This window comes from Herbaspirillum sp. GW821-FHT09A12 (assembly GCF_059418325.1).
The window spans coordinates 409,047-429,550 of record NZ_JBWKPR010000002.1 but is presented as its reverse complement, the minus strand read 5'-3'; the positions used below and the strand labels follow the sequence as shown (position 1 = coordinate 429,550).

Below are 20,504 nucleotides of genomic sequence, written 5' to 3'. Positions count from 1 at the left end.
TGATCACACCACCGCCGGCCTGACCGGCGGCGCCTCCTTCAGCGTATCCCTGATCATCTCCAGCGCATGCCGGATATCGTCGCGATTGGCGATACCGCCGATGCACACCCGCACCGCCTCAGGCGGCTGGTTCGAGACGGCGAAGGCGTCGCTGGCTACCACGCCGATGCCCGACGAGTGCATCTGCGCGGCGAAGGCCTTGGCCTGCCATGCGCCCTGCAGCCTGATCCACAAATGGAAGGCTTCCGGTTCCGAGGCATAGCTGTGTGCCGGCAGGATGCGCGCGGCGATCTTCTGGCGCGCCATCGATTCCTTGCGGATATTGGCCAGCGCCAGGTCCGCCACCCCATCGCGGATCCAGCGTGTGGCCAGGGCCGAAGTGATCGGCGAGGCCATCACCGTGGTGGCGCGCAGGGAGGCCGCCAGGCGCGCCGCGTGCTGGCTGTCCGGCGCCACCATGTAGGCGATGCGCAAGCCCGCGCCCACGCTCTTGGCCAGCCCGGTGACATAGAAGGTCAGCTCGGGCCCGATGCTGGCGATGGCCGGCGGCGCCGAGCGCGGCAGGAATCCGTATGCGTCATCCTCGATGATCGCCACTTCATAGTGGCGCGCGATCTCCACCAGGGCCTGCCGGCGCGACAACGACGTGGTGCAGGTGGTCGGATTGAGCAGCGTCGGATTGCAATACAGCGCCTTGGGGGCGTATTGCGCGCAGGCGCCGGCGAAGGCCACGGCGTCTATGCCTTCGTTGTCCATCGGCAAACCCACCAGCTTGATGCCGAGCTGCCCGGCCAGCGCCCGCAGGCCGGGATAAGTGATGTCCTCGCAGCACAGCACGCCCCCGGGGCCGACCATCATCGTCAGAATCGCCAGCAAGGCGCATTGCGCGCCGGGCACCACCAGCACCCGTTCAGGCTCGACCGCCATGCCGCGCCGGCGCAGCCATAATGCTCCGGCCTCGCGGTCTTCCAGCGAACCGCCGAAATCCTGATAGCGCATCAGGTCGCGCAATTTGCCGTTGACGTGGGCCCACCCCGCCTGCATCAGCTCGACCAGCTCGGGCGATTCCGGCTCGGGCGGCATGTTCATCGACATGTCGACATTGGGCCGGCCCTCCATCACGCGCGGAATGCGCGGACGCCGCTTGCCGCATACGAAAGTGCCGCGCCCCACCACCGAATCCACCAGGCCGCGCCGGTGCGCTTCCGTATACGCGCGCGCCACGGTCGTGAAATCCAGCTCCATCGCCTCGGCCAGCTTGCGCTGAGGCGGCAGGCGCTGCTCCGGCTGCAGGTGGCCGGTCGCCACGTCTTCGGCGATGGCGTTGGCGATGGCCAGATAGACCGGGCCGCTTCCCTTCTTCAGTTTCGGTATCCACATGTTGGCGTTCTTCGGCATGGCGGCTCCTTCCAATTGGTCGGCATTGACTGCATTGAATGACTCGATTGAATGCAAATTACATTCCATGCAATCACCGCCTTGCAAGGCATTTTCCGCACCGGTTTGCGCCATTGCCGGCAACTTGCCCGCACCAATGAAAAACACGCCGCCACATCGCAGTGCGGGCGGCTTTGGGCAATTGTATGGAGCGATTGAATGGAGCGCCGGCGCACCGCGGAAAAGCTTGTCCGGCAAGGCCTTGCGTAAAGCCGCAACACATCGGCCTCATCACCTCGCCAGTCAAAATTGACCGGATTTTTTTGCAGTCAATTTGCCCTCTCAACCCCATTGCATGGCACGCCCGATGCATTCAATGCCAGCGTCGCGGCGACCTCGCCGGACCACTTGAAGAAGTGCAGACCAACCGCAATCGAGAGGAGCATCACCATGCCCGCAGTGACCAAAGCAGCCCACGCCCCCGGCGACTTCCTGGTGGATTACGAAGAGAAGGTGTTTGAAGACGTGAAGGCCCAGCCGGGCGAGAAGGCGCTGGTGACGTTCCACACCGTCGCCTTCGAAGGCTCGATCGGTTTCGTCAACCTCCTCCAGGCCACGCGCCTCAAGCGCAAGGGTTTCGAGACCTCGATCCTGCTGTATGGCCCGGGCGTGACGCTGGGCGTGCAGCGCGGCTTCCCGACGCTGGGCGACGAAGCCTTCCCCGGCCACCAGAATTTCAACAAGCAGATCGTCAAGTTCATGGAAGAAGGCGGCAAGGTCTATGCCTGCCGCTTCGCGCTGCAAGCCTTGTACGGCCACGGCGAGCCGTCGCTGATCCCGGGCATCCGCCCGATCAATCCCCTGGACGTGCTGGATCTGGTGCTGCTGCATCGCCGCGACAACGCCTTCATCCTCGACACCTGGACCCTGTAAGCGGAAGGGGCGGCTCATGACCATCAAACAGAGAACGGTACGGGCGGCGGCGGTGCAGATCGCGCCCGACCTCGACAGCGCGGACGGCACCGTGGCCAAGGTGTGCCAGGCCATCGCCGACGCCGCGGCGCAAGGCGCGGCGCTGGTGGTATTCCCGGAAACATGCGTGCCCTACTACCCGTACTTCTCCTTCGTCAGGCCCCCCTTCGCTTCCGGCCCCGAGCACCTGCTGCTGTACGAGCGCGCGGTCACGGTGCCGGGGCCGGTGACGCAGGCCGTCGCGGCCGCGGCGCGCCAGCACGGGACGGTGGTGGTGCTGGGCGTAAACGAGCGCGACCACGGCACGCTGTACAACACCCAACTGGTATTCGACGCCGACGGCGAGCTGGTCCTCAAGCGCCGCAAGATCACGCCGACCTACCACGAGCGCATGATCTGGGGACAAGGCGACGGCAGCGGCCTGAAGGTGGTCGACACCGCCGTCGGCCGCCTGGGCGCGCTGGCCTGCTGGGAGCACTACAACCCGCTGGCGCGCTACAGCCTGATGGCGCAGCACGAAGAGATCCACTGCGCGCAGTTTCCCGGCTCCATGGTGGGCCAGATCTTCGCCGACCAGATGGAAGTCGCCATCCGCCACCATGCGCTGGAGTCCGGCTGCTTCGTGGTCAATGCCACCGGCTGGCTCACCGATGCCCAGATCGCCGCCATCGAGCCCGATCCGGCCGCGCAAAAGGCCTTGCGCGGCGGCTGCTGTACCGCCATCGTCTCGCCCGAGGGCAAGCTGCTGGCCGAACCGCTGCGCAGCGGCGAAGGCATCCTGGTGGCCGATCTCGACATGGAACTCATCACCAAGCGCAAGCGCATGATGGATTCGGTCGGCCATTACGCCCGCCCCGAACTGCTGCACCTGGTGCTCGACGAGCGCCATGCCGCCCCCATGTCTTCCCTGTTCCCAGCCGGGCAATCTTCCCAAGCCATCCCCAACCAAGCGAGGCCACATCATGCAGACCGCCGTCATCCAATTGAATCTCCAGCGTCCGAGCCGTCAGGCGCCCACGGAACTGATCACGGAGCTGCAATCCCTGGGGCTGCGCCTTGACGACCCGGGCGCCGGCGCGCAAAGCCGGCGTGGCGGCGCCGGTCCGTCCGACCACAAGGCGGTGACGGTCGATGGCCGCACGGTGATGATCCCCGTGCATACCGCCGGCTCCTGGTCCTCGCCCTATGTGGCGACGCCGCCGGGCGCCGACGGCGCTTCGCGCATCCTGCGCGACGGCATCGAGGTCGGCATGGTGTCTTTCCCGCGCCAGCCGCGCTTCTACCGCATGCAGACCTTCGACGGCATCCCCTACGGCAAGATCGCCACGCTGCACGGCGCCGACGTGCTGGCCACCACCGTGCTGCAAAGCTGCATCCGTTACGAGAGCCGCCGCAAGTCGTGCCAGTTCTGCGCCATCGGACAGTCGCTGGCGGCCGGCCGCACCATCCTGCGCAAGACGCCCGAACAGCTGGGCGAAGTGGCGCGCGCGGCGGTGCTGCTGGATGGCGTCAAGCACATGGTGATGACGACCGGCACCCCCAACGCCACCGACCGCGGCGCGCAGATCCTGTGCGAGAGCGCGTTCGGCGTGAAGTCGGCGGTCGACCTGCCGATCCAGGGCCAGTGCGAACCGCCGGACGACGATGCCTGGTTCCGGCGCATGCGCGAGGCCGGCATCGACACCTTGGGCATGCACCTGGAAGCCGTCACGCCCGAGGTGCGCAAGCGCATCATGCCGGGCAAGGCTTCGGTCCCGGTCGAGCGCTACTTCGACGCCTTCGGGGCCGCGGTCGAGGTGTTCGGCCGCGGCCAGGTCAGCACCTATATCCTGGCCGGCCTGGGCGACAGCCACGACGCCATCCTCAAGACCTGCGAAAAGCTGATCGCGCTTGGCGTCTACCCGTTCGTGGTGCCCTTCGTGCCGATCTCCGGCACCCCGCTGGAAGACCATCCCGCGCCGGACGCCGCCGCCATGCGCCAGTTGCTGGCGCCGCTGGCGGCCATGCTGGAAGCGGCCGGCATGCGCTCGGGCGACGCCAAGGCCGGCTGCGGAAAATGCGGCGCCTGCTCCTCGCTGTCTTCCTTCGAAAGGAAATGATCATGGATCAACTTGCCGACAAGGTACCCCTGGCGGCGCAGGAAGTGCGCATCAAGCTGGCGCTGAGCAAATGGGAGCGTGCGCAGGCGCGCCGGCTGCGGCGCGATGTGTTTTGCGCTGAACAGGGCATTTTCCGCGACGACGACACGGACGCCATCGACGCCGCCGCCATGCCCATCGTGGCCGTGCTGGAAGCCGCCGACGGCAGCCGCGAGGTAGTCGGCACGGTGCGCATCCACGAGTCGCAACCGGGCGTGTGGCACGGTTCGCGCCTGGCGGTGGCGCAGCACGCGCGCCGCATCGGCTCCATCGGCAGCGGCCTGATCCGGCTGGCGGTGTCGACTGCGCATGCCCACGGCTGCCATACCTTCCTGGCGCAGGTACAGAGCCAGAACGTGCCGCTGTTTCGCCGGCTGCACTGGAACACGCTGTCGGAGATCGGTATTCATGGCCGCCCGCACCACCTGATGCAGGCCGAACTGGACTTTTACCCGCCCATCAGCGACGGCGACGCCGGTTTCCTGGTCGGTGGGCGCGGAGCGCGGCCATGAACCTCAAGGATGCGCCGCTGGACCTGGCGCAGATCATCGAAAGCCTGCGCGCCTCGCGCGGCATCGCCCACAAGCGCGACATTGGCGAAGTGATGCAGGCGCTGCACCTGGGCGCGCCGGCCAGCCACCGCGGCCAGACCATCGCCGTGGGCGACGACTGCGCCGCCATTCCCGACGGCGACGGCTACCTGCTGTTCGCCATCGAAGGCTTCATCAACGAGTTCGTCGAGCAACAGCCGTGGTTCGCCGGCTATTGCGGCGTGATGGTCAACGTCAGCGATATCTACGCCATGGGCGGACGCCCGCTGGCGGTGGTGGACGCGCTGTGGAGCCGCGGCGGCGACGCCGCGCGGCCGGTGCTGGATGGCTTGGCCGAAGCGGCGCGTGTCTATGGCGTGCCGCTGGTGGGCGGCCACAGCAACCGCCGCAACGACCGCGAGCAATTATCGGTGGCCATCCTCGGCCGCGCCAAGCGCCTCTTGACCAGTTTCGACGCGCAGGCCGGCCACCATCTGGTGGCGGCGATCGACCTGCGCGGCCGCTTCCAGGAACCCTACGCCTACTGGAACGCCAGCTCCGACGCGTCCGCCGAACGCCTGCGCGCCGACCTCGAGCTGTTGCCGGCGATTGCCGAGGAAGGCCTGGCGCCGGCGGCCAAGGACATCAGCATGGCCGGCGCGGTCGGCACCGCGCTGATGCTGCTGGAATGCTCCGGCAAGGGGGCCGCCATCGACCTCGATGCCATCCCGCGCCCCGACGGCGTGGACTTCCTGCGCTGGCTGACGGCGTTTCCCAGCTACGGCTTCCTGCTCAGCGTGGGCGACGAGGCCCTGCCGCAAGTGCTGGCGCGCTTCTCGGCACGCGGCATCGCCTGCGCTGCCATCGGGCGCATCGATGACAGCCGGCAAGTAAGCCTGTCCCTGCGGGGCAAACGCTTGCCCTTCTGGGATTTCGCCGAAGAAGCGCTGATCGGCTGCGGCCCCGGAAAAGGAGGCTGAGATGGACACGCGCCCGCCCTCCCCGGCCCGCCCGCTGAAGATCGCCATGCTGACCCACTCGGTCAATCCGCGCGGCGGCGTGGTGCACGCGCTGCAGCTTGCCGAAAGCCTGCAGGCGCTGGGCCACGACGTCACGCTGTTCGCGCCCGACGCGCGCGGCACGGGACTGTTCCGCCAAGCGTCCTGCGCCTTCCGGCCGATCCCCGGCGCGGCGCAAACCGCCGACGTGGCCGACATGGTGCGCCTGCGCATCGCCGACTACCTGCGCTGCTTCGAGGCGCCGGGCATGGATGGTTTCGACATCTACCACGCGCAGGACTCCATCAGCGCCAACGCCATGGCCACGCTGGCCGAACGCGGCGCGATTCCCGGCTACGTGCGCACGCTGCACCACCTCGACCAGTTCGACGATGCGCGCCTGCATGCCTGGCAGGAACGCGGATATCGCCAGGCAAGCCGGCTGCTGTGCGTGAGCCGCCTGTGGCAGGAAATCCTGTGGCGCGAGCACGGCCTGCAGGCGGCGCTGGTCGCCAACGGCGTCGATACCGTGCGCTACACGCCCCATCCCGCGCCGCGCGACCGCGAGTTGCGCCGCGCGCTGGGATTGACCGGCGCGCCGCTGCTGCTCTCGGTGGGCGGCATCGAACCGCGCAAGAACACCCTCGGCATCCTGCGCGCCTTCGTGCGGTTGCGCCGGGTGCGCCCGCAGGCGCAACTGGCGATCGCCGGCGGCGCCAGCGTGCTGGATCACGCGCGCTACCGGGAAGACTTCCGGGCCGAACTGGCCGCGACGGGGCTGGAGCCTGGCGCGGTGCGCATTCTCGGCCAGGTCGCCGATGCCGACATGCCCGCGCTGTTTCGCTGCGCCGATGCGCTGGTCTTCCCCTCGCTCAAGGAAGGCTTCGGCCTGGTGGTGCTGGAGGCCATGGCCAGCGGCATCCCGACGGTGGTCTCGCGCATCGCGCCCTTCACCGAATATCTCGATGGCGGCTGCTGCGCCTGGGTCGATCCCGAGGATCCGGCCTCGATCGCCGCCGGCATGGCCCACGCCTGCGATCCGGCCGTGCGCGCCGACCTGGCGGCGGCCGGCGCCGAAGTCTGCGCGCGCTTCAGCTGGGCCCGCTCGGCCCTGCGCCATCTCGACATTTATCACGACTTGCGCCGTGGCAGCGCGGCGCGCATGAAAGAGGAAAACCATGCCTGAAATGCACTTTCGCGTCCGCTGGCCGGACGACACGGTCACCGACTGCTACTCGCCCTCGCTGGTGGTGAAGGAACACCTCGAAGCCGGCCGCCGCTACCGGCTGGCCGAGTTCGTCGAACGCAGCGCCACGGCGCTCAACATCGGCAGCGAACGGGTACGCCAAAAATACGGCTTCGCCTGTTCCTCCGCCATGGACCAGTTGCGCCGCATCGAAGAGAACGCCGCGCGCTTCAGCGCCGACGACGACCCGCAGGTGCTGGTGGAATCCTTCACGCCGTAAGCGGCGCGCCCCGACCAGACCATCCCCCACCCACAAAGAGGAAGAACATGAACCCACAAGACCAGGGCGCGGTGCGCCACCATTGCGTGATCGTCATCGGCGGCGGCCAGGCCGGCCTGTCGATGAGCTGGTACCTGAAGCAGGCCGGGATCGATCACCTGGTGCTGGAAAAGCACCGCTGCGGCCACGCCTGGCGCAACGAGCGCTGGGATACCTTCTGCCTGGTGACGCCCAACTGGCAATGCACCCTGCCCGGCTACCCCTACCGCGGCGACGATCCTGACGGCTTCATGAAGAAGGAGCAGATCGTCGAATACATCGATGGTTTCATCGCCAGTTTCGACCCGCCGGTGCGCGAAGGCGTGGCCGTCGCCAGGCTATGGCGCGAGGGCGGGCTGTGGCGCATCAGCGCCAGCGACGGCGAGTACTCGGCCGACCAGGTGGTGGTGGCGGTGGGCGGCTACCACACCCCGGTGGTGCCGCGCGCCGCTGAAAAGCTGCCGGCCGACATCGTGCAGATCCATTCCAGCCAATACCTGAATCCGGCGTCGCTGCCGGAAGGCGAGGTGCTGGTGGTCGGCACCGGCCAGTCCGGCTGCCAGATCGCCGAAGACCTGCACCTGGCGGGCCGCCGCGTGCACCTGGGCGTGGGCGACGCGCCGCGCGTGGCGCGCGCCTATCGCGGCCGCGACGTTGTCGAGTGGCTGGACAAGATGAATTACTACGACCTGCCGGTGGAACGCCATCCGCTGGGCACCGGCGTGCGCGAGAAGACCAACCATTACGTCACCGGCCGCGACGGCGGGCGCGACATCGACCTGCGCAAGTTCGCCCTGGAAGGCATGCGGCTCTATGGCCGCTTCCACAGCCTGGACGGCGACGTGGCGCAGTTCGGCCCCGGCCTGCGGCGTTACCTGGACGATGCCGACGCGGTATCGGAAAGCATCAAGGACAGCATCGACAAGTTCATCGCCGCCAACGGCATCGAGGCGCCCACCGAGGCACGCTATGTGCCGGTATGGCAGCCGTCCTCCGACGCCGATGCCGGCGCCAGCCTCGACCTGCGCGCATCGAAGATATCGGCGGTGGTGTGGTGCATCGGTTTTCGCACCGACTTCAGCTGGATTGCGGAACCCATCTTCGACGGCCGCGGCTATCCCGGCCATGCGCGCGGCGTCACGGCCGCGCCTGGGCTCTGCTTCCTCGGGCTGCCGTGGCAATACACCTGGGGTTCCGGGCGCTTCTCGGGCATCGCGCGCGATGCGCAATACCTGTTCGAGCATATCACGGCATTGCGCCAGCGCGCCGGCCAGGCCGATTTGTCGCGCGCGGCCTGAACCATCGATTGCGAGGACGCCATGCACACCACCGCAGCGCCGGTTGCCGGCATAGAAGCAACGTCATCCGCCTACGCCAGGCTGATGGCGGCATCGATTGATGACCCGCGCGCCTTCTGGCGCGAACAGGCGCGCCGCATCGACTGGCAACGGGATTTCGACCAGGTGCTGGACGACAGCCGCGCGCCTTTCGCGCGCTGGTTCGCCGGCGGCCGCACCAACCTGTGCCATAACGCGGTGGATCGCCACCTGGCGGCGCGCGCGGACCAGGCGGCGCTGGTCTGCGTCTCGGGAGAAACCGGCGTGGAACGCATCCTCAGCTATCGCCAGCTGCATCGCGAGGTCAACGCCATGGCGGCGACGATGCAGGAGCTGGGCGTGCGGCGCGGCGACCGGGTGCTGGTCTACCTGCCCATGATGGCCGAGGCCGCCATCGCCATGCTGGCCTGCGCGCGCATCGGCGCGGTGCATTCGGTGGTGTTCGGCGGCTTCGCGCCGTCCGGCCTCGCCACGCGCATCGCCGATGCGCGGCCGGCGCTGGCGATCTGTGCCGATGCCGGCTTCCAGAACGGCCAGGCGGTGAGCTACAAGACCTGGACGGATGAGGCGCTGGCCATCGCCGGCGCAGATTGCCCGGTGCTGGTGATGGATCGCGGCGTGCTGGCGTGGACCGCCACACCCGGCCGCGACCACGACTACGGCGCATTGCGCGCCCGCCATCTGGACGCAGAGGCGCCCTGCGTCTGGCTGGAGTCGAACGAACCCAGCTACCTCCTCTACACCTCAGGCACCACCGGCGCGCCCAAGGGCGTGCAGCGCGACACCGGCGGCCACGCGGTGGCGCTGGCGACCTCGATGGCGCTGCTGTTCCAGGCCAAGGCCGGCGACACCATTTTCACCACCTCCGACCTCGGCTGGGTGGTGGGGCATAGCTACGGCGTCTACGCACCGCTGCTGGCGGGCATGACCAGCGTGCTGTACGAGGGATCGCCGATGCGGCCCGACGCTGGCGCCTGGTGGCGGCTGGCGCAGAAATACGGGGTGAACCTGATGCTGTCCTCCGCCACCGCCATGCGGATGTTCAAGCGCGGCGGCCGGCGAGCCTTCCGCGACGTCGACTTGTCCGCATTGCGCTGCCTGTTCCTGGCCGGCGAACCGCTGGACGAACCGACCGCGGCCTGGCTGGAAGAGGCGCTGGGCAAGCCGGTAATCGACCATTACTGGCAAACCGAGACCGGCTCGCCGGTGATCGGATGGCCGCTCACCGACCTCGACGGCAAGACGCCGCTGCGCCGCCAGCGCGGCTCGCCGGGGATGGCCGCCGCCGGCTACCGGCTCAAGGTGGTGGATGAAGAAAGCGGCCTGCCTTGCGCGCCGGGAAGCAAGGGCGTGCTGGTGGCGGAGGGCGTGCTGCCGCCCGGCTGCCTTTCCACGCTGTGGGGACGTGACGGGGAATTCAAGCGCATCTACTGGCGCCGTTTCGAGGGATGCTGGCGCTATGCCACCTTCGATTGGGCCACGGTAGACAGCGACGGCCACATTCGCGTGCTGGGCCGCGCCGACGACGTGGTCAACGTCGCCGGCAAACGCATCGGCACACGAGAAATCGAGGAAGTTCTGCTGGCTGACGATGCCGTGGCCGAAGTTGCCGTGGTCGGCATGGCACATCCGCTGCGCGGCCAGGTGCCGGTGGCTTTCGTGGTGGTGCGGCCGGCTCTGGAGCCGGCCGACGGCGCCGGCCGGCGCGCGCTCGAACTGCACCTGGCCGAGGCCGTCGCCGCCACCATGGGCCCATTGGCGCGGCCGCGCAAGGTCGTGCTTGTGTCGGCCCTGCCGCGCACGCGTTCAGGCAAGATCCTGCGCCGCCTGATCCGCGAGCTCATGGCCGGCGCTTCCGGCGCCGAACTGGGCATGGCCGAGCTGCGCGACGTCATGCACGACCTGGGCCGGGCCTTTGCCGCCACCGGCGGCCGCAGCGAGGCAAACCTGCGCGCGACCGAACCCTGAGCCACGCCGGCGATCTTGCGACCGCCGCACGGCCGACGTTCTCCCACCTTCACGCGGCGGAAAAACCCACTCTTTCCATGGTGCCGATATGCATGCTCAGCAATTGCAGCGCGCGGTCGACCTTCTTGTCCTTGAGCGCATCGATGATCAGCAAGTGGTCATGGTCCGAGCGCGGCTGCCAGCCGCGCTTGAAGCCGGTTGAAAACAGGTAGCGCGAATTGGTCAGCTGCAGTTGCCGCAGCACCGCCAGCAGCCTGGGCATGCCGCATTCGCTGCTGAGGATTTCGTGGAACAGGCTATTGGCCTCGTCCCACTGCGCCAGCGAAGCGGCCTGCGAGCATGCGGCATGCGCCTGCTCCAGGCGCTCGATATGTTCCGGCGTGAATTTCGGCGCGCTGTGCTTGAGCGCCAGGATCTCCAGCGCGGCGCGCATCTCTACGTTTTCCTTGATGACGGCCGGGTTCAGCGAGGTCACGCGCACGCCGCGGCGCGGCAAGGTCACCACCAGGCCCTGCGCCTCCAGGCGCTGGAACGCTTCGCGCACGGGGACATGGCTGGACTGGAATTCCTGCGCCACATGGTCTTGCCGGAGCGCCGCGCCGCCCGCTATGTCGCCGCGCACGATGCGCATGCGCAGCGCCTGCGCGATGCGTTCGACAGTCGTGCCAGTGTCTTTCTGATGCTCGTTCATTTATAGATAATCTATAAAAAAAGAAATTGTTAAATGAAAATGACGGCAGATAGAATCCGCCAAACGCGTCATTTTACGTGATGATGCCGTCGACTTCATTTTATCTATACTTTTTGGACGATATGACGCAATCAGAATGCACGATCCAGTGGGCGCCGTCCCGGCGCGGTTCTTCAACCGACGATTCCGCCCTCGCCTCCTCCCCCTGGAGTGCGGATGCAGTGCAAGCGCTGTTCGACCTGCCCTTCCTCGACTTGCTGTATCGGGCGCAAACCGTCCATCGCGACAACTTCCCGGCCAATGAGGTGCAGCTGTCCAGCCTGCTGTCGATCAAGACCGGCGGCTGCCCCGAGGACTGCGGCTATTGTTCGCAATCGTCCCGGCACCAGTCGGCCGATATCACCGCGACCAAGCTGATGTCGGCGCAGGATGTGCTGGCCGCCGCGCGCGACGCCAAGCAACAAGGCGCCAGCCGTTTCTGCATGGGCGCGGCCTGGCGCAATCCCAAGCAGCGCGACATGGACACGCTCACGACCATGGTGCGCGAGGTGCGCGCACTGGGGCTGGAAACCTGCATGACGCTGGGCATGCTGGAAGAAACCCAGGCGCACGCGCTCAAGCAGGCCGGGCTGGATTACTACAACCACAACCTCGACACCGCGCCGGATTTCTACGGCAGCGTCGTTTCCACCCGCCGCTACCAGGACCGGCTCGACACCATCCGCAAGGTGCAGGATGCCGGCTTGCGCGTCTGCTGCGGCGGCATTGTCGGCATGGGCGAGACGCGCCGCCAGCGCGCCATGCTGATCGCGCAACTGGCGGCCCTTTCGCCGCAACCTGAATCGGTGCCGATCAACCATCTGGTGCCGATCAAGGGCACGCCGCTGGAAGATGCGCCGCCGCTGGAAGAGTTCGAATTCATCCGTACCGTGGCGGTGGCGCGCATCAGCTTGCCGAAGTCGATGATCCGGCTCTCGGCCGGCCGCGAAAGCATGGGCGAAGCCACCCAGGCGCTGTGCTTCGCCGCCGGCGCCAACTCGATCTTCCTCGGGGCCAAACTGCTGACCACGCCCAATGCCGCCATCTCTTCCGACCAGGACTTGCTGGCGCGGCTTGGCATCAAGCCCATGCCCACGGCTTGCGCATCGTGATGCGGCAGGATGGCGCGCATCACGTACATGAGGCGCCCGTGGAATGGAGCGATGCGTTTTGCGGCGGCGCCTGGATCATCAGGAGTTATGCCGACGTCGCCGCCGCCTTGCGCGACCCGCGGTTCTCGGTACGGCGCGCGGCACGCTGGATCAACAGTACGCTCGCCTCGCCCGGGGCCAGCCTGCCGCATGCGCTGCCGCATACGCTACCGAAACTGGGGCTGAACCAGTTCAAGCGCGTGTTCTCGCGTTCCTTGCTGTTTGTCGATGGCCGTGCCCATCGCCGGCTGCGCGGCATCGTCAACATCGGCTTCAAACCGAACGATTTGCAGTCGCTGGCGCCGGCCATTGCCGGCATTGCCGAGCAACTGATCACCGCGCTCTGCGCCAAGGCGACAGCCAGGGAAAGCGGCGACGGACGGCGTCAGGTCGCCTTCGATTTCATCGAAAGTTTCGCCCGCCCGCTGCCGGCGCTGGTGATCGCCCGCATGCTGGGCATCACCTCCGGGCAGCCGGCCGGCTTCGTCGCCTGGGCGGCCGACCTGGCCGCGTTCATCGGCAGCCCGACGCCCACCGCCGAGCAAGCCTGGCGCGCGCAGCAGGCGCTGGCCTGCATGACCGGGTTCTTCCAGGATGAAATGTCGGCGCGCGCTGACACACCGAGTGACGCCCCAGGCGACGACCTGCTGGGACGCATCATGCTGGCGCACCGGCAACATCGCCTGTCCCGCATCGAAGCCCTGGCGCAATGCTGCACCCTGCTCTTCGCCGGCTACGAAACCACCCGTAACCTGCTCGGCAACGGCTTGCTGGCGCTGCTGCGGCATCCGGAGCAATGGAGCAGGCTGAAAGCGTCGCCGCCACTGCTGCGCAATGCCATCCGGGAAATGCTGCGCCATGACAGCCCGGTGCAATACACCGGCCGCCGGCTGCTGGCCGACATCGAGCTGCGCGGCAAGACGCTGCGCAAAGGCCAACTGGCGATCTTGCATATCGGCGCCGCCAACCGCGATCCGGAACGCTTCACCGACCCGCACCGCTTCGACATCGCCCGCGATGAAGGCAACCACCTCGCGTTCGGCCACGGCCCGCACGTCTGCATCGGCGCCGCGCTCAGTTGCATGGAGGCGGAGATCGCCTTTGGCGCACTGCTGCGGGCCATGCCCGACATGGCGCTGGGCCCCGCCGGCCTGGCCTGGCAAGACAATTCCGCTTCTTCCGCCTACCGCGCGCTGGAACGGCTGTCCCTGACTTGCCATCTGCCGCCCATGCTGCCCCTGCATCAGGCGCGACAAGCCGCATACGGGAGCCTCCATTGACCTCGAATCATTTTCACCAATCCCTGTCCGAACTGGCCGCCCAGGGCCTGCGCCGCACCCGGCGCGTGGTCGACGGCCCGCAGGGGCCGATCCTGGAAGCCGACGGCGTGCCGTACCTGTCGTTTTGCAGCAATGACTATCTCGGCCTGGCCAGCCATCCCGGCATCGTCGATGCCACGATCTCTGCGGCGCGGCGCTATGGCGTCGGCGCGGCCGCGTCGGCGCTCATTTCCGGCCATGCCCTGGCGCATGAAACGCTGGAGCGGGAATTGGCCGATTTCGTCGGCATGCCGCGCGCCTTGTATTTTTCCAACGGCTACATGGCCAACATCGGCGCCATCACCGCGCTGGTGGGCGCCGGCGACGCGGTCTTCCTTGACCGGCTCAGCCATGCCTCGCTGATCGACGGCGCCCGGCTGTCGCGCGCCGACTTCAGCGTCTATCCGCACAACGATGTCGCGCGGCTGGAACATCTGCTGGCCAAATGCCGGAGCCCGCGCAAGCTAGTCGTCACCGATGCCGTCTTCAGCATGGATGGCGACATCGCGCCGCTGGCGGAACTGACGGCGGTATGCGAGCGCCACGGCGCCTGGCTGCTGGTGGACGATGCCCACGGTTTCGGCGTGCTGGGGCCGCAAGGGCGCGGCAGCCTGCAACACCTCGGCCTGCAGTCTGATTGCCTGGTCTACATGGGCACGCTGGGCAAGGCTGCCGGTGTCGCCGGCGCCTTCGTGGCCGGGCCGGCCGAGCTGGTCGAGTGGCTCATGCAACGCGCCCGGACCTATATGTTCACCACCGCCAATCCGGCCATGATGGCGTCGGCGGTCAGCGCCAGCCTGGCCATCATCGGCCGCGACGAATGGCGGCGCGAACGCCTGCGGGAAGGCGCCGCCTATCTCAGGCAGCGGCTGGCGCCATTGCCCTGGAAACTGCTGCCGTCATCGACGGCGATCCAGCCGCTGATCGTCGGCGACAACCGGAAAGCCCGCGGCCTGATGGACCATCTGCGCGGCCGATGCATCTGGGTGCCGGCGATCTGTCCGCCGACCGTGCCGAAGGGAACGGCGCGCCTGCGGATCAGCCTGTCCGCCGTGCACACCGAACAACACCTGGAACAACTGGCCGAGGCATTGCTGCACGCCGCCTCGGCGCTTGCGGGGGAAGCTGCATGAATAATTCACGCTCCGGCGACCTGGTCGCGCGCAGCCTGCGCAGCGTCTGGCATCCCTGCACCCAGATGCGGCACCATGAAAGCAGCCCGCCGATCGCCATCGCGCATGCCCACGGCGCCTGGCTGCACGATGCGGACGGGCGCCGCTATTTCGATGCGATCAGTTCATGGTGGGTCAACCTGTTCGGCCACACCAATGCGCGCATCAACAGCGCCTTGAAGGACCAGCTCGACCGGCTTGAACATGCGATGCTGGCCGGTTTCACCCATGAGCCGGTGGTCGCCCTGTCGGAAAAGCTGTCCGCCCTGACCGGCCACGCGCTCGGCCATTGCTTTTTCGCTTCGGACGGCGCATCGGCCGTCGAAATCGCCCTGAAGATGAGCGCGCATGCCTGGCGCAACGCGGGAGAAAGCAACAAGCGCGAATTCATCTGCCTGCAAGGGGGCTATCACGGCGAAACCCTGGGCGCGCTCGGCGTCACCGACACCGCCCTGTTCCGTGAACCTTATGAAAGCCTGCTGCGGGCATCGCATGTCGCCGCCTCGCCCGATGCGCGCCTGGCGCGGCCCGGAGAAAGCGCTACGGATGTCGCGCTGCGCGCGCTGGCGGACCTGGAACGGCTGCTGCAGCAACGCCGGGGCCATATCGCCGCGGTCATCGTCGAACCGCTGGTGCAATGCGCCGGCGGCATGGCCATGCATGACGCCGGCTACCTGGCCGGCGTGCGCCGGCTGTGCGATGCCTACCGGGTGCATATGATCGCCGATGAGATCGCGGTCGGCTGCGGCCGCACCGGCAGCTTCTTCGCCTGCGAGCAGGCCGGCATCTGGCCCGATTTCCTGTGCCTGTCCAAGGGCATCAGCGGCGGCTACCTGCCGCTCTCGCTGGTGATGACGCGCGACGCCATCTATGCAGCGTTCTACGACGACGATGTGCGCAAAGGCTTCCTGCATTCCCATTCCTATACCGGCAATCCGCTGGCATGCCGGGCCGCGCTGGAGGTGCTCGCCATCTTCGAGGACGATGATGTGCTGGCGCGCAACCGCGTGTTCGCCGCCGCGATGACCGAGGCGCTGCAGCCGCTGGCGCATGACTCGCGCATCGCCCACTTCCGCCAGGCCGGCATGATCTGGGCCTGCGATGTCGCCATTGACGGGCAACCCGGCTTCTCGCGCCGCTTTGCCGCCGCAGCCGCCCGCAACGAATTGCTGCTGCGGCCGATCGGCAACACCATCTACCTGATGCCGCCTTATCTCCTGGCGCTGGAAGACGCTGCCTGGCTGGCCGAACGGACACGGCGCACCTTCGATGCGGTGATGGAGGCCGCATGAATACGCATAATACAAATACGGCGGGATTTTTCATCACCGGCACCGACACCGGCGTGGGAAAGACTTTGGTATCGGCAGCGCTGATCCGCCTGTTCGCACAGCGCGGAATCAGGGTGGCCGGCATGAAACCGGTGGCGTCAGGCGCATACCGCGATGGCGACGCTTGGCGCAATGAAGACGTCGAGATGCTGCGCGCCCAGGCCAACGTCGACCTGCCCGTGGCCACCATCAATCCTTACCTGCTGAAAGAGGCCACCGCCCCGCATATCGCGGCGCAGGCCGAAGGGATACCCATCGAGCTGGCGCATATCGAACGCTGCTACCGGAAAATCCGGCGCGCGGCGGATATGGTCGTGGTCGAAGGCGCCGGCGGCTTCATGGTGCCGCTCAATGCCAGCGCCAATAGCGACGATCTTGCCGCCCGGCTGGGCTTGCCGGTGATGTTGGTGGTGGGAATACGGCTGGGGTGCATCAACCATGCCCTGCTGACGCGCCAGGCCATCGCCGGCCGGGGCCTGCGTTTGGCCGGCTGGGTGGCCAATGTCATCGATCCGCAAGAGCTTCAGTCCGAGGCGATGGTGGCCAGCCTGCGGCAGCGCATCGACGCCCCGCTGCTGGGCCACCTGCCGTGGCGCGACGGCATGGATGCGGCCATGGCGGCGAGCCTGCTCGATCCGGCGATCTTAGCCCAGGCCGCCCTCGCGGACGATGCGGCCGTGATCTAACTGATAGGCGCGGTCGCTCACCAGGCGGGCGAAGTGGAGGTTCTGTTCGCACAGCAAGACCGCCATGCCGGCCTGCTTGAGCTTGACGATCATGGCCGCCATCTGCTCCACGATCACCGGCGCCACGCCTTCCGACGGTTCGTCCAGCAACAGCAGGTGCGGATTGCCCATCAGCGTGCGGGCGATGGTCAGCATCTGCTGTTCGCCGCCGCTCATCTGGCCGCCGGCTCGCTGCGGCATGGCGCCCAGGTTGGGGAACAGTGCAAACAGCGCATCCGGCGTCCATGCCGGAGCGCCGGGGCGCGGCGGCTGGCGCCCGGTTTCCAGGTTTTGCATGACGCTCAATTCGGTGAACACGCGGCGGTCTTCCGGCACGAAACCCAGGCCCAGGCGCGCCCGCTTGTAAGGCGGCAGGCGCGCGATGTCGCGGCCGTCGAAAGCCACCCTGCCTTGCGTGCCGTCCAGCAGCCCCATCAACGCCTTCAGGGTGGTCGACTTGCCGGCGCCGTTGCCGCCCGTCAGCGCCACCACCTCGCCGCGCGCGACTTCCAGCTGCAGGTCGAACAGGATATGGGCCTGGCCATAGAAGGCGTTGAGCCCTTCCACTTTCAACAGCCGCGCGCTCATGTCGTGCCCTCGCCCGGCTGCTCTTCAAAGGTGCTGCCGGAGCCGAAATAGACTTCGCGCACCTGCGCGTCGCGGCGGATGTCGGCGGCGGCGCCGTCGGCGATGAGCCGGCCGCGCGCCAGCACGATGATGCGGTCGGCGAAGGCGAACACCACGTCCATGCTGTGTTCGGTAAACAGCACCGAGATGCCGCGTTCGCTGACCAGCCGCCGCGTCAGCGCCATCAGTTCGCGGCGTTCATGCGCAGCCATGCCGGCGGTCGGCTCGTCCATCAGCAGCAGGCGCGGCTGGTTGGACAATGCCATGGCCAGCTCGACGCGCTTGATATCGCCATAGGCCAGGATGCCGCAGGCACGCTGCGCTTGCGGCGCCATGCCGACCTGCTGCAGCAATTGCATCGCCTCGTCGCGGTAGTAGCGCGCGGCCGGGCGCCACAGCTGGCCGAGCTTGCGGTGGTGCGACAGCAAGGCGGCCTGGACGTTTTCCAGCACCGTCATCGAATGGAAGGCGGCCGAGACCTGGAAGCTGCGCCCCACGCCGCGGCGCCAGATGCGGCGCGGGCCGAGGCCGGCGATGTTCTTTCCGTCCAGCAGCACGGCGCCGCCATCGGGCTGGTGCTGGCCGTTGATAATGTTGAAGCAGGTCGACTTGCCGGCGCCATTGGGGCCGATCAGCGCCAGCAACTGCCCGGCCGGCAATTGGAACGACACATCGTCGAGCGCCTGCACGCCGCCGAAGGCCTTGGAGAGATGGCTGACCTGCAGCAGGCTCATGATGCGGCCTCCTCCGAACGGCGTTCGAAGCGGCGCAGCAGGCCGGCCACGCCGCCGGGCAAGAGCAACACCAGCGCCAGGATGATCAGGCCCAGCAAGGCGCGCCAGTAATCGGTCTCACGCGCCACCACGTCTTGCAGCCAGGTGAACAGCGACGCCCCGAGCAGCGGGCCGAGCAGGCTTTGCAGGCCGCCCAGCATCACCATCACCAGGCCATCGACCGAGCGGTTGATGCCGGCCACTTCGGGGGAAATGCTGCCTTTGGAAAAGGCGAACAGCACGCCGGCCAGCCCGCAGAACAAGCCGGCCACGGCGAAGCCCAGCCACTGCACGCGCTTGACGTTGATCCCCAGCGCTTCGGCGCGCACGGCGGAGTCGCGCGCGGCGCGCAGCGCCAGCCCGAACGGCGCATACACCACCCGGCGCAATAGCCAGACACCGGCCGCGGCGCATGCCAGCGCCAGATAGTAGTAAGCGACGGGAGAAGCCAATGCCTCCAGCGGCCGGATGCCGACCAGGCCGTTGCTGCCGCCGGTGACATCGTCCCACTGGAAGATCACGGCCCAGACGATCTGGGCAAAAGCCAGCGTCAGCATGGCCAGGTAGACGCCCGACAGGCGCACGCAGAACCAGCCGAACAGCAGCGCGCCCAGCAACGCCACCACCGGCCCGGCGACGAAGGCGGCGGCCATCGGCCATTGCAGTTTCAGCGCCAGCAGCGCGGCGCCGTAAGCGCCCAGGCCGAAATATGCCGCATGCCCGAACGAGGCCATGCCGCCCGGCCCCATGATGAAGTGCAGGCTGGCGGCGAACAGCACGGCCACCAGGATTTCCACCATCAGCACCGGCAGATAGGGAAAGCTATCGGCCAGCAGCGGCAAGGCCAGCAACAGCGCGAACAATGCCATGCCCGCCAGGCGGGCGGCACGGCTGGCCGGACGCAGCGGCAATTCATGCCCGGCGCCGCCACGCGCCGCCGCCAGCGGCTTGCCGAACAGGCCCCACGGCCGCACCACCAGTATCAGCGCCATCACCAGGAATTCCACCACCAGCGTCAGGCGCGACAGGGAAAACTCGATGCCCAGCAGCGAGACGTTGCCCAGCGCGATGCACAGCGCCTTGACCTCGGCGATCAGCAAGGCCGCCGCGAAAGCGCCGCCGATCGATCCCATGCCGCCGACCACCACCACCACGAAGGTGCTGCCGATGGTATCCAGGTCCAACGCCAGGTTGGCGGGGATGCGCGGCCCCTGCAAGGCGCCGCCCAGGCCGGCCAGGAAACAGCCCAGCGTGAACACGCCTGTAAATAGCCAGGCCTGGTTCACGCCCAGCGCGCCCAGCATGTCGCGGTCCTGGGTGGCGGCGCGGATCAGCGTGCCCCAACGGGTGCGGTTCAACAGCAGCCACAACAGGCCGAACACCAGCGGCCCGATGCAGATCAACAGCAAGTCGTATTGCGGCAGGCGGCGCCCCAGCAGTTGCACCGCGCCTTCCAGGCCCGGCGCGCGCGGCGCGAACAGGTCTTCCGGGCCCCAGGCCCAGAGCGCGGCATCCTTGATCACCAGCATCAGGGCGAAGGTGGCCAGCAACTGGAACAGTTCGGGGGCGCGGTAGATGCGGCGCAGGATGAGGATCTCCACCGCCGCGCCGATGATGGCCACGGCGAACGCCGACAGCAGCACGGCGCTCCAGAAACCGCCGGCGCTGGCGCCGATGGCGTCGACCAGGGTGTAGGCGATGTACAGGCCCAGCATGTAGAAGGAGCCGTGCGCGAAGTTGACGATGCGCGTGACGCCGAAGATCAGCGACAGGCCGGCCGCCACCAGGAACATGGCGGAGGCGTCGGCCAGGCCGTTGATCAGCTGGACGGTGAGGCTGGCCAGCGTCATG

General features: G+C 67.7%; 20 protein-coding genes. 15 read left to right on the top strand and 5 right to left on the bottom strand.

Going from position 1 to position 20,504, the window contains the following annotated elements; translation table 11 throughout:
* Window positions 1–3 precede the first annotated feature (3 nt).
* On the bottom strand, window positions 4–1,398 hold the full coding sequence (locus AC07N6_RS07060; protein ID WP_494779597.1) for an aminotransferase-like domain-containing protein: 1,395 nt from the start codon (window positions 1,396–1,398) through the stop codon (window positions 4–6).
* On the opposite strand from AC07N6_RS07060, the gene AC07N6_RS07055 reads away from it, so the two are divergent.
* The 10 genes from AC07N6_RS07055 (at window position 1,379) to prpE (ending at window position 10,825) form a co-directional block, all read left to right on the top strand.
* Window positions 1,379–1,690, top strand: coding sequence for a hypothetical protein (locus AC07N6_RS07055; RefSeq protein WP_494779596.1), 312 nt, complete (start codon window positions 1,379–1,381; stop codon window positions 1,688–1,690). The two genes, AC07N6_RS07060 and AC07N6_RS07055, sit on opposite strands and share 20 nt — an antisense overlap.
* 137 nt (window positions 1,691–1,827) lie before the next feature.
* Window positions 1,828–2,310 carry an MSMEG_0572/Sll0783 family nitrogen starvation response protein gene (locus AC07N6_RS07050; RefSeq protein WP_006463016.1) on the top strand — a complete coding sequence of 161 codons (483 nt, stop codon included), beginning with the start codon at window positions 1,828–1,830 and terminating at the stop codon, window positions 2,308–2,310.
* A 16-nt stretch (window positions 2,311–2,326) separates the two neighbouring features.
* On the top strand, window positions 2,327–3,409 hold the full coding sequence (locus AC07N6_RS07045; RefSeq protein WP_494779595.1) for a Nit6803 family nitrilase: 1,083 nt from the start codon (window positions 2,327–2,329) through the stop codon (window positions 3,407–3,409).
* Window positions 3,375–4,448 carry an MSMEG_0568 family radical SAM protein gene (locus AC07N6_RS07040; RefSeq protein ID WP_494780256.1) on the top strand — a complete coding sequence of 358 codons (1,074 nt, stop codon included), beginning with the start codon at window positions 3,375–3,377 and terminating at the stop codon, window positions 4,446–4,448. The genes AC07N6_RS07045 and AC07N6_RS07040 overlap by 35 nt, the downstream gene beginning before the upstream one ends.
* Window positions 4,449–4,450: 2 nt before the next feature.
* Window positions 4,451–4,999, top strand: a complete 549-nt coding sequence (locus AC07N6_RS07035) for an MSMEG_0567/Sll0786 family nitrogen starvation N-acetyltransferase (RefSeq protein WP_494779594.1) — start codon at window positions 4,451–4,453, stop codon at window positions 4,997–4,999.
* Complete coding sequence (locus tag AC07N6_RS07030; RefSeq protein ID WP_494779593.1) at window positions 4,996–5,997, top strand: sll0787 family AIR synthase-like protein; 1,002 nt, start codon at window positions 4,996–4,998, stop codon at window positions 5,995–5,997. Before AC07N6_RS07035 ends, AC07N6_RS07030 begins: the two co-directional genes overlap by 4 nt.
* Before the next feature lies 1 nt (window position 5,998).
* Window positions 5,999–7,201, top strand: coding sequence for an MSMEG_0565 family glycosyltransferase (locus AC07N6_RS07025; RefSeq protein ID WP_494779592.1), 1,203 nt, complete (start codon window positions 5,999–6,001; stop codon window positions 7,199–7,201).
* Complete coding sequence (locus AC07N6_RS07020; protein WP_494779591.1) at window positions 7,194–7,481, top strand: MSMEG_0570 family nitrogen starvation response protein; 288 nt, start codon at window positions 7,194–7,196, stop codon at window positions 7,479–7,481. The genes AC07N6_RS07025 and AC07N6_RS07020 overlap by 8 nt, the downstream gene beginning before the upstream one ends.
* Window positions 7,482–7,528: 47 nt before the next feature.
* Entirely contained in the window at window positions 7,529–8,818 is a 1,290-nt protein-coding gene (locus tag AC07N6_RS07015; RefSeq protein ID WP_494779590.1) for an MSMEG_0569 family flavin-dependent oxidoreductase, read from the top strand.
* 21 nt (window positions 8,819–8,839) lie between these two features.
* Window positions 8,840–10,825, top strand: coding sequence for a propionate--CoA ligase (prpE, locus tag AC07N6_RS07010; RefSeq protein ID WP_494779589.1), 1,986 nt, complete (start codon window positions 8,840–8,842; stop codon window positions 10,823–10,825).
* A gap of 49 nt (window positions 10,826–10,874) precedes the next feature.
* Here the strand turns inward: prpE and AC07N6_RS07005 are convergent, their stop codons facing one another.
* Window positions 10,875–11,516, bottom strand: a complete 642-nt coding sequence (locus AC07N6_RS07005; protein WP_494779588.1) for a GntR family transcriptional regulator — start codon at window positions 11,514–11,516, stop codon at window positions 10,875–10,877.
* Between the two features lie 122 nt (window positions 11,517–11,638).
* On the opposite strand from AC07N6_RS07005, the gene bioB reads away from it, so the two are divergent.
* From bioB to bioD, 5 genes are read left to right on the top strand one after another with little or no spacing between them, the layout of a single operon-like run.
* Window positions 11,639–12,667 (top strand): biotin synthase BioB, encoded by a 1,029-nt coding sequence (bioB, locus tag AC07N6_RS07000; RefSeq protein WP_494779587.1) that lies wholly within the window; start codon window positions 11,639–11,641, stop codon window positions 12,665–12,667.
* A 38-nt stretch (window positions 12,668–12,705) separates the two neighbouring features.
* On the top strand, window positions 12,706–13,986 hold the full coding sequence (locus tag AC07N6_RS06995; RefSeq protein WP_494779586.1) for a cytochrome P450: 1,281 nt from the start codon (window positions 12,706–12,708) through the stop codon (window positions 13,984–13,986).
* A complete protein-coding gene (gene bioF, locus AC07N6_RS06990; protein WP_494779585.1) occupies window positions 13,983–15,158 on the top strand; it encodes an 8-amino-7-oxononanoate synthase in 1,176 nt (391 codons plus the stop codon). The genes AC07N6_RS06995 and bioF overlap by 4 nt, the downstream gene beginning before the upstream one ends.
* Complete coding sequence (bioA, locus tag AC07N6_RS06985; protein WP_494779584.1) at window positions 15,155–16,489, top strand: adenosylmethionine--8-amino-7-oxononanoate transaminase; 1,335 nt, start codon at window positions 15,155–15,157, stop codon at window positions 16,487–16,489. The genes bioF and bioA overlap by 4 nt, the downstream gene beginning before the upstream one ends.
* Complete coding sequence (gene bioD, locus AC07N6_RS06980) at window positions 16,486–17,214, top strand: dethiobiotin synthase (RefSeq protein WP_494779583.1); 729 nt, start codon at window positions 16,486–16,488, stop codon at window positions 17,212–17,214. The genes bioA and bioD overlap by 4 nt, the downstream gene beginning before the upstream one ends.
* Here bioD and AC07N6_RS06975 read toward each other — a convergent pair.
* The 3 genes from AC07N6_RS06975 to AC07N6_RS06965 are packed head-to-tail and all read right to left on the bottom strand — an operon-like array spanning window position 17,173 to window position 20,503.
* Window positions 17,173–17,841 carry a branched-chain amino acid ABC transporter ATP-binding protein gene (locus tag AC07N6_RS06975; RefSeq protein WP_494779582.1) on the bottom strand — a complete coding sequence of 223 codons (669 nt, stop codon included), beginning with the start codon at window positions 17,839–17,841 and terminating at the stop codon, window positions 17,173–17,175. The two genes, bioD and AC07N6_RS06975, sit on opposite strands and share 42 nt — an antisense overlap.
* Window positions 17,838–18,614, bottom strand: a complete 777-nt coding sequence (locus tag AC07N6_RS06970; protein ID WP_494779581.1) for an ABC transporter ATP-binding protein — start codon at window positions 18,612–18,614, stop codon at window positions 17,838–17,840. The genes AC07N6_RS06975 and AC07N6_RS06970 overlap by 4 nt, the downstream gene beginning before the upstream one ends.
* Complete coding sequence (locus AC07N6_RS06965; RefSeq protein ID WP_494779580.1) at window positions 18,611–20,503, bottom strand: ABC transporter permease; 1,893 nt, start codon at window positions 20,501–20,503, stop codon at window positions 18,611–18,613. The genes AC07N6_RS06970 and AC07N6_RS06965 overlap by 4 nt, the downstream gene beginning before the upstream one ends.
* Between the last annotated feature and the right edge of the window lies 1 nt (window position 20,504).

Bases quoted from the DNA above. Each gene is read 5' to 3' on its own strand.
- AC07N6_RS07060 (WP_494779597.1), bottom strand. From the start codon at position 1,398: ATGCCGAAGAACGCCAACATGTGGATACCGAAACTGAAGAAGGGAAGC.
- AC07N6_RS07050 (WP_006463016.1), top strand. From the start codon at position 1,828: ATGCCCGCAGTGACCAAAGCAGCCCACGCCCCCGGCGACTTCCTGGTG.
- bioD (WP_494779583.1), top strand. From the start codon at position 16,486: ATGAATACGCATAATACAAATACGGCGGGATTTTTCATCACCGGCACC.
- AC07N6_RS07030 (WP_494779593.1), top strand. From the start codon at position 4,996: ATGAACCTCAAGGATGCGCCGCTGGACCTGGCGCAGATCATCGAAAGC.
- AC07N6_RS07020 (WP_494779591.1), top strand. From the start codon at position 7,194: ATGCCTGAAATGCACTTTCGCGTCCGCTGGCCGGACGACACGGTCACC.
- AC07N6_RS07015 (WP_494779590.1), top strand. From the start codon at position 7,529: ATGAACCCACAAGACCAGGGCGCGGTGCGCCACCATTGCGTGATCGTC.
- AC07N6_RS07025 (WP_494779592.1), top strand. From the start codon at position 5,999: ATGGACACGCGCCCGCCCTCCCCGGCCCGCCCGCTGAAGATCGCCATG.
- AC07N6_RS06975 (WP_494779582.1), bottom strand. From the start codon at position 17,841: ATGAGCGCGCGGCTGTTGAAAGTGGAAGGGCTCAACGCCTTCTATGGC.
- bioA (WP_494779584.1), top strand. From the start codon at position 15,155: ATGAATAATTCACGCTCCGGCGACCTGGTCGCGCGCAGCCTGCGCAGC.
- AC07N6_RS07055 (WP_494779596.1), top strand. From the start codon at position 1,379: ATGTTGGCGTTCTTCGGCATGGCGGCTCCTTCCAATTGGTCGGCATTG.
- AC07N6_RS06970 (WP_494779581.1), bottom strand. From the start codon at position 18,614: ATGAGCCTGCTGCAGGTCAGCCATCTCTCCAAGGCCTTCGGCGGCGTG.
- AC07N6_RS06965 (WP_494779580.1), bottom strand. From the start codon at position 20,503: ATGACGCTGGCCAGCCTCACCGTCCAGCTGATCAACGGCCTGGCCGAC.
- prpE (WP_494779589.1), top strand. From the start codon at position 8,840: ATGCACACCACCGCAGCGCCGGTTGCCGGCATAGAAGCAACGTCATCC.
- AC07N6_RS07035 (WP_494779594.1), top strand. From the start codon at position 4,451: ATGGATCAACTTGCCGACAAGGTACCCCTGGCGGCGCAGGAAGTGCGC.
- bioB (WP_494779587.1), top strand. From the start codon at position 11,639: ATGACGCAATCAGAATGCACGATCCAGTGGGCGCCGTCCCGGCGCGGT.
- AC07N6_RS07005 (WP_494779588.1), bottom strand. From the start codon at position 11,516: ATGAACGAGCATCAGAAAGACACTGGCACGACTGTCGAACGCATCGCG.
- AC07N6_RS07045 (WP_494779595.1), top strand. From the start codon at position 2,327: ATGACCATCAAACAGAGAACGGTACGGGCGGCGGCGGTGCAGATCGCG.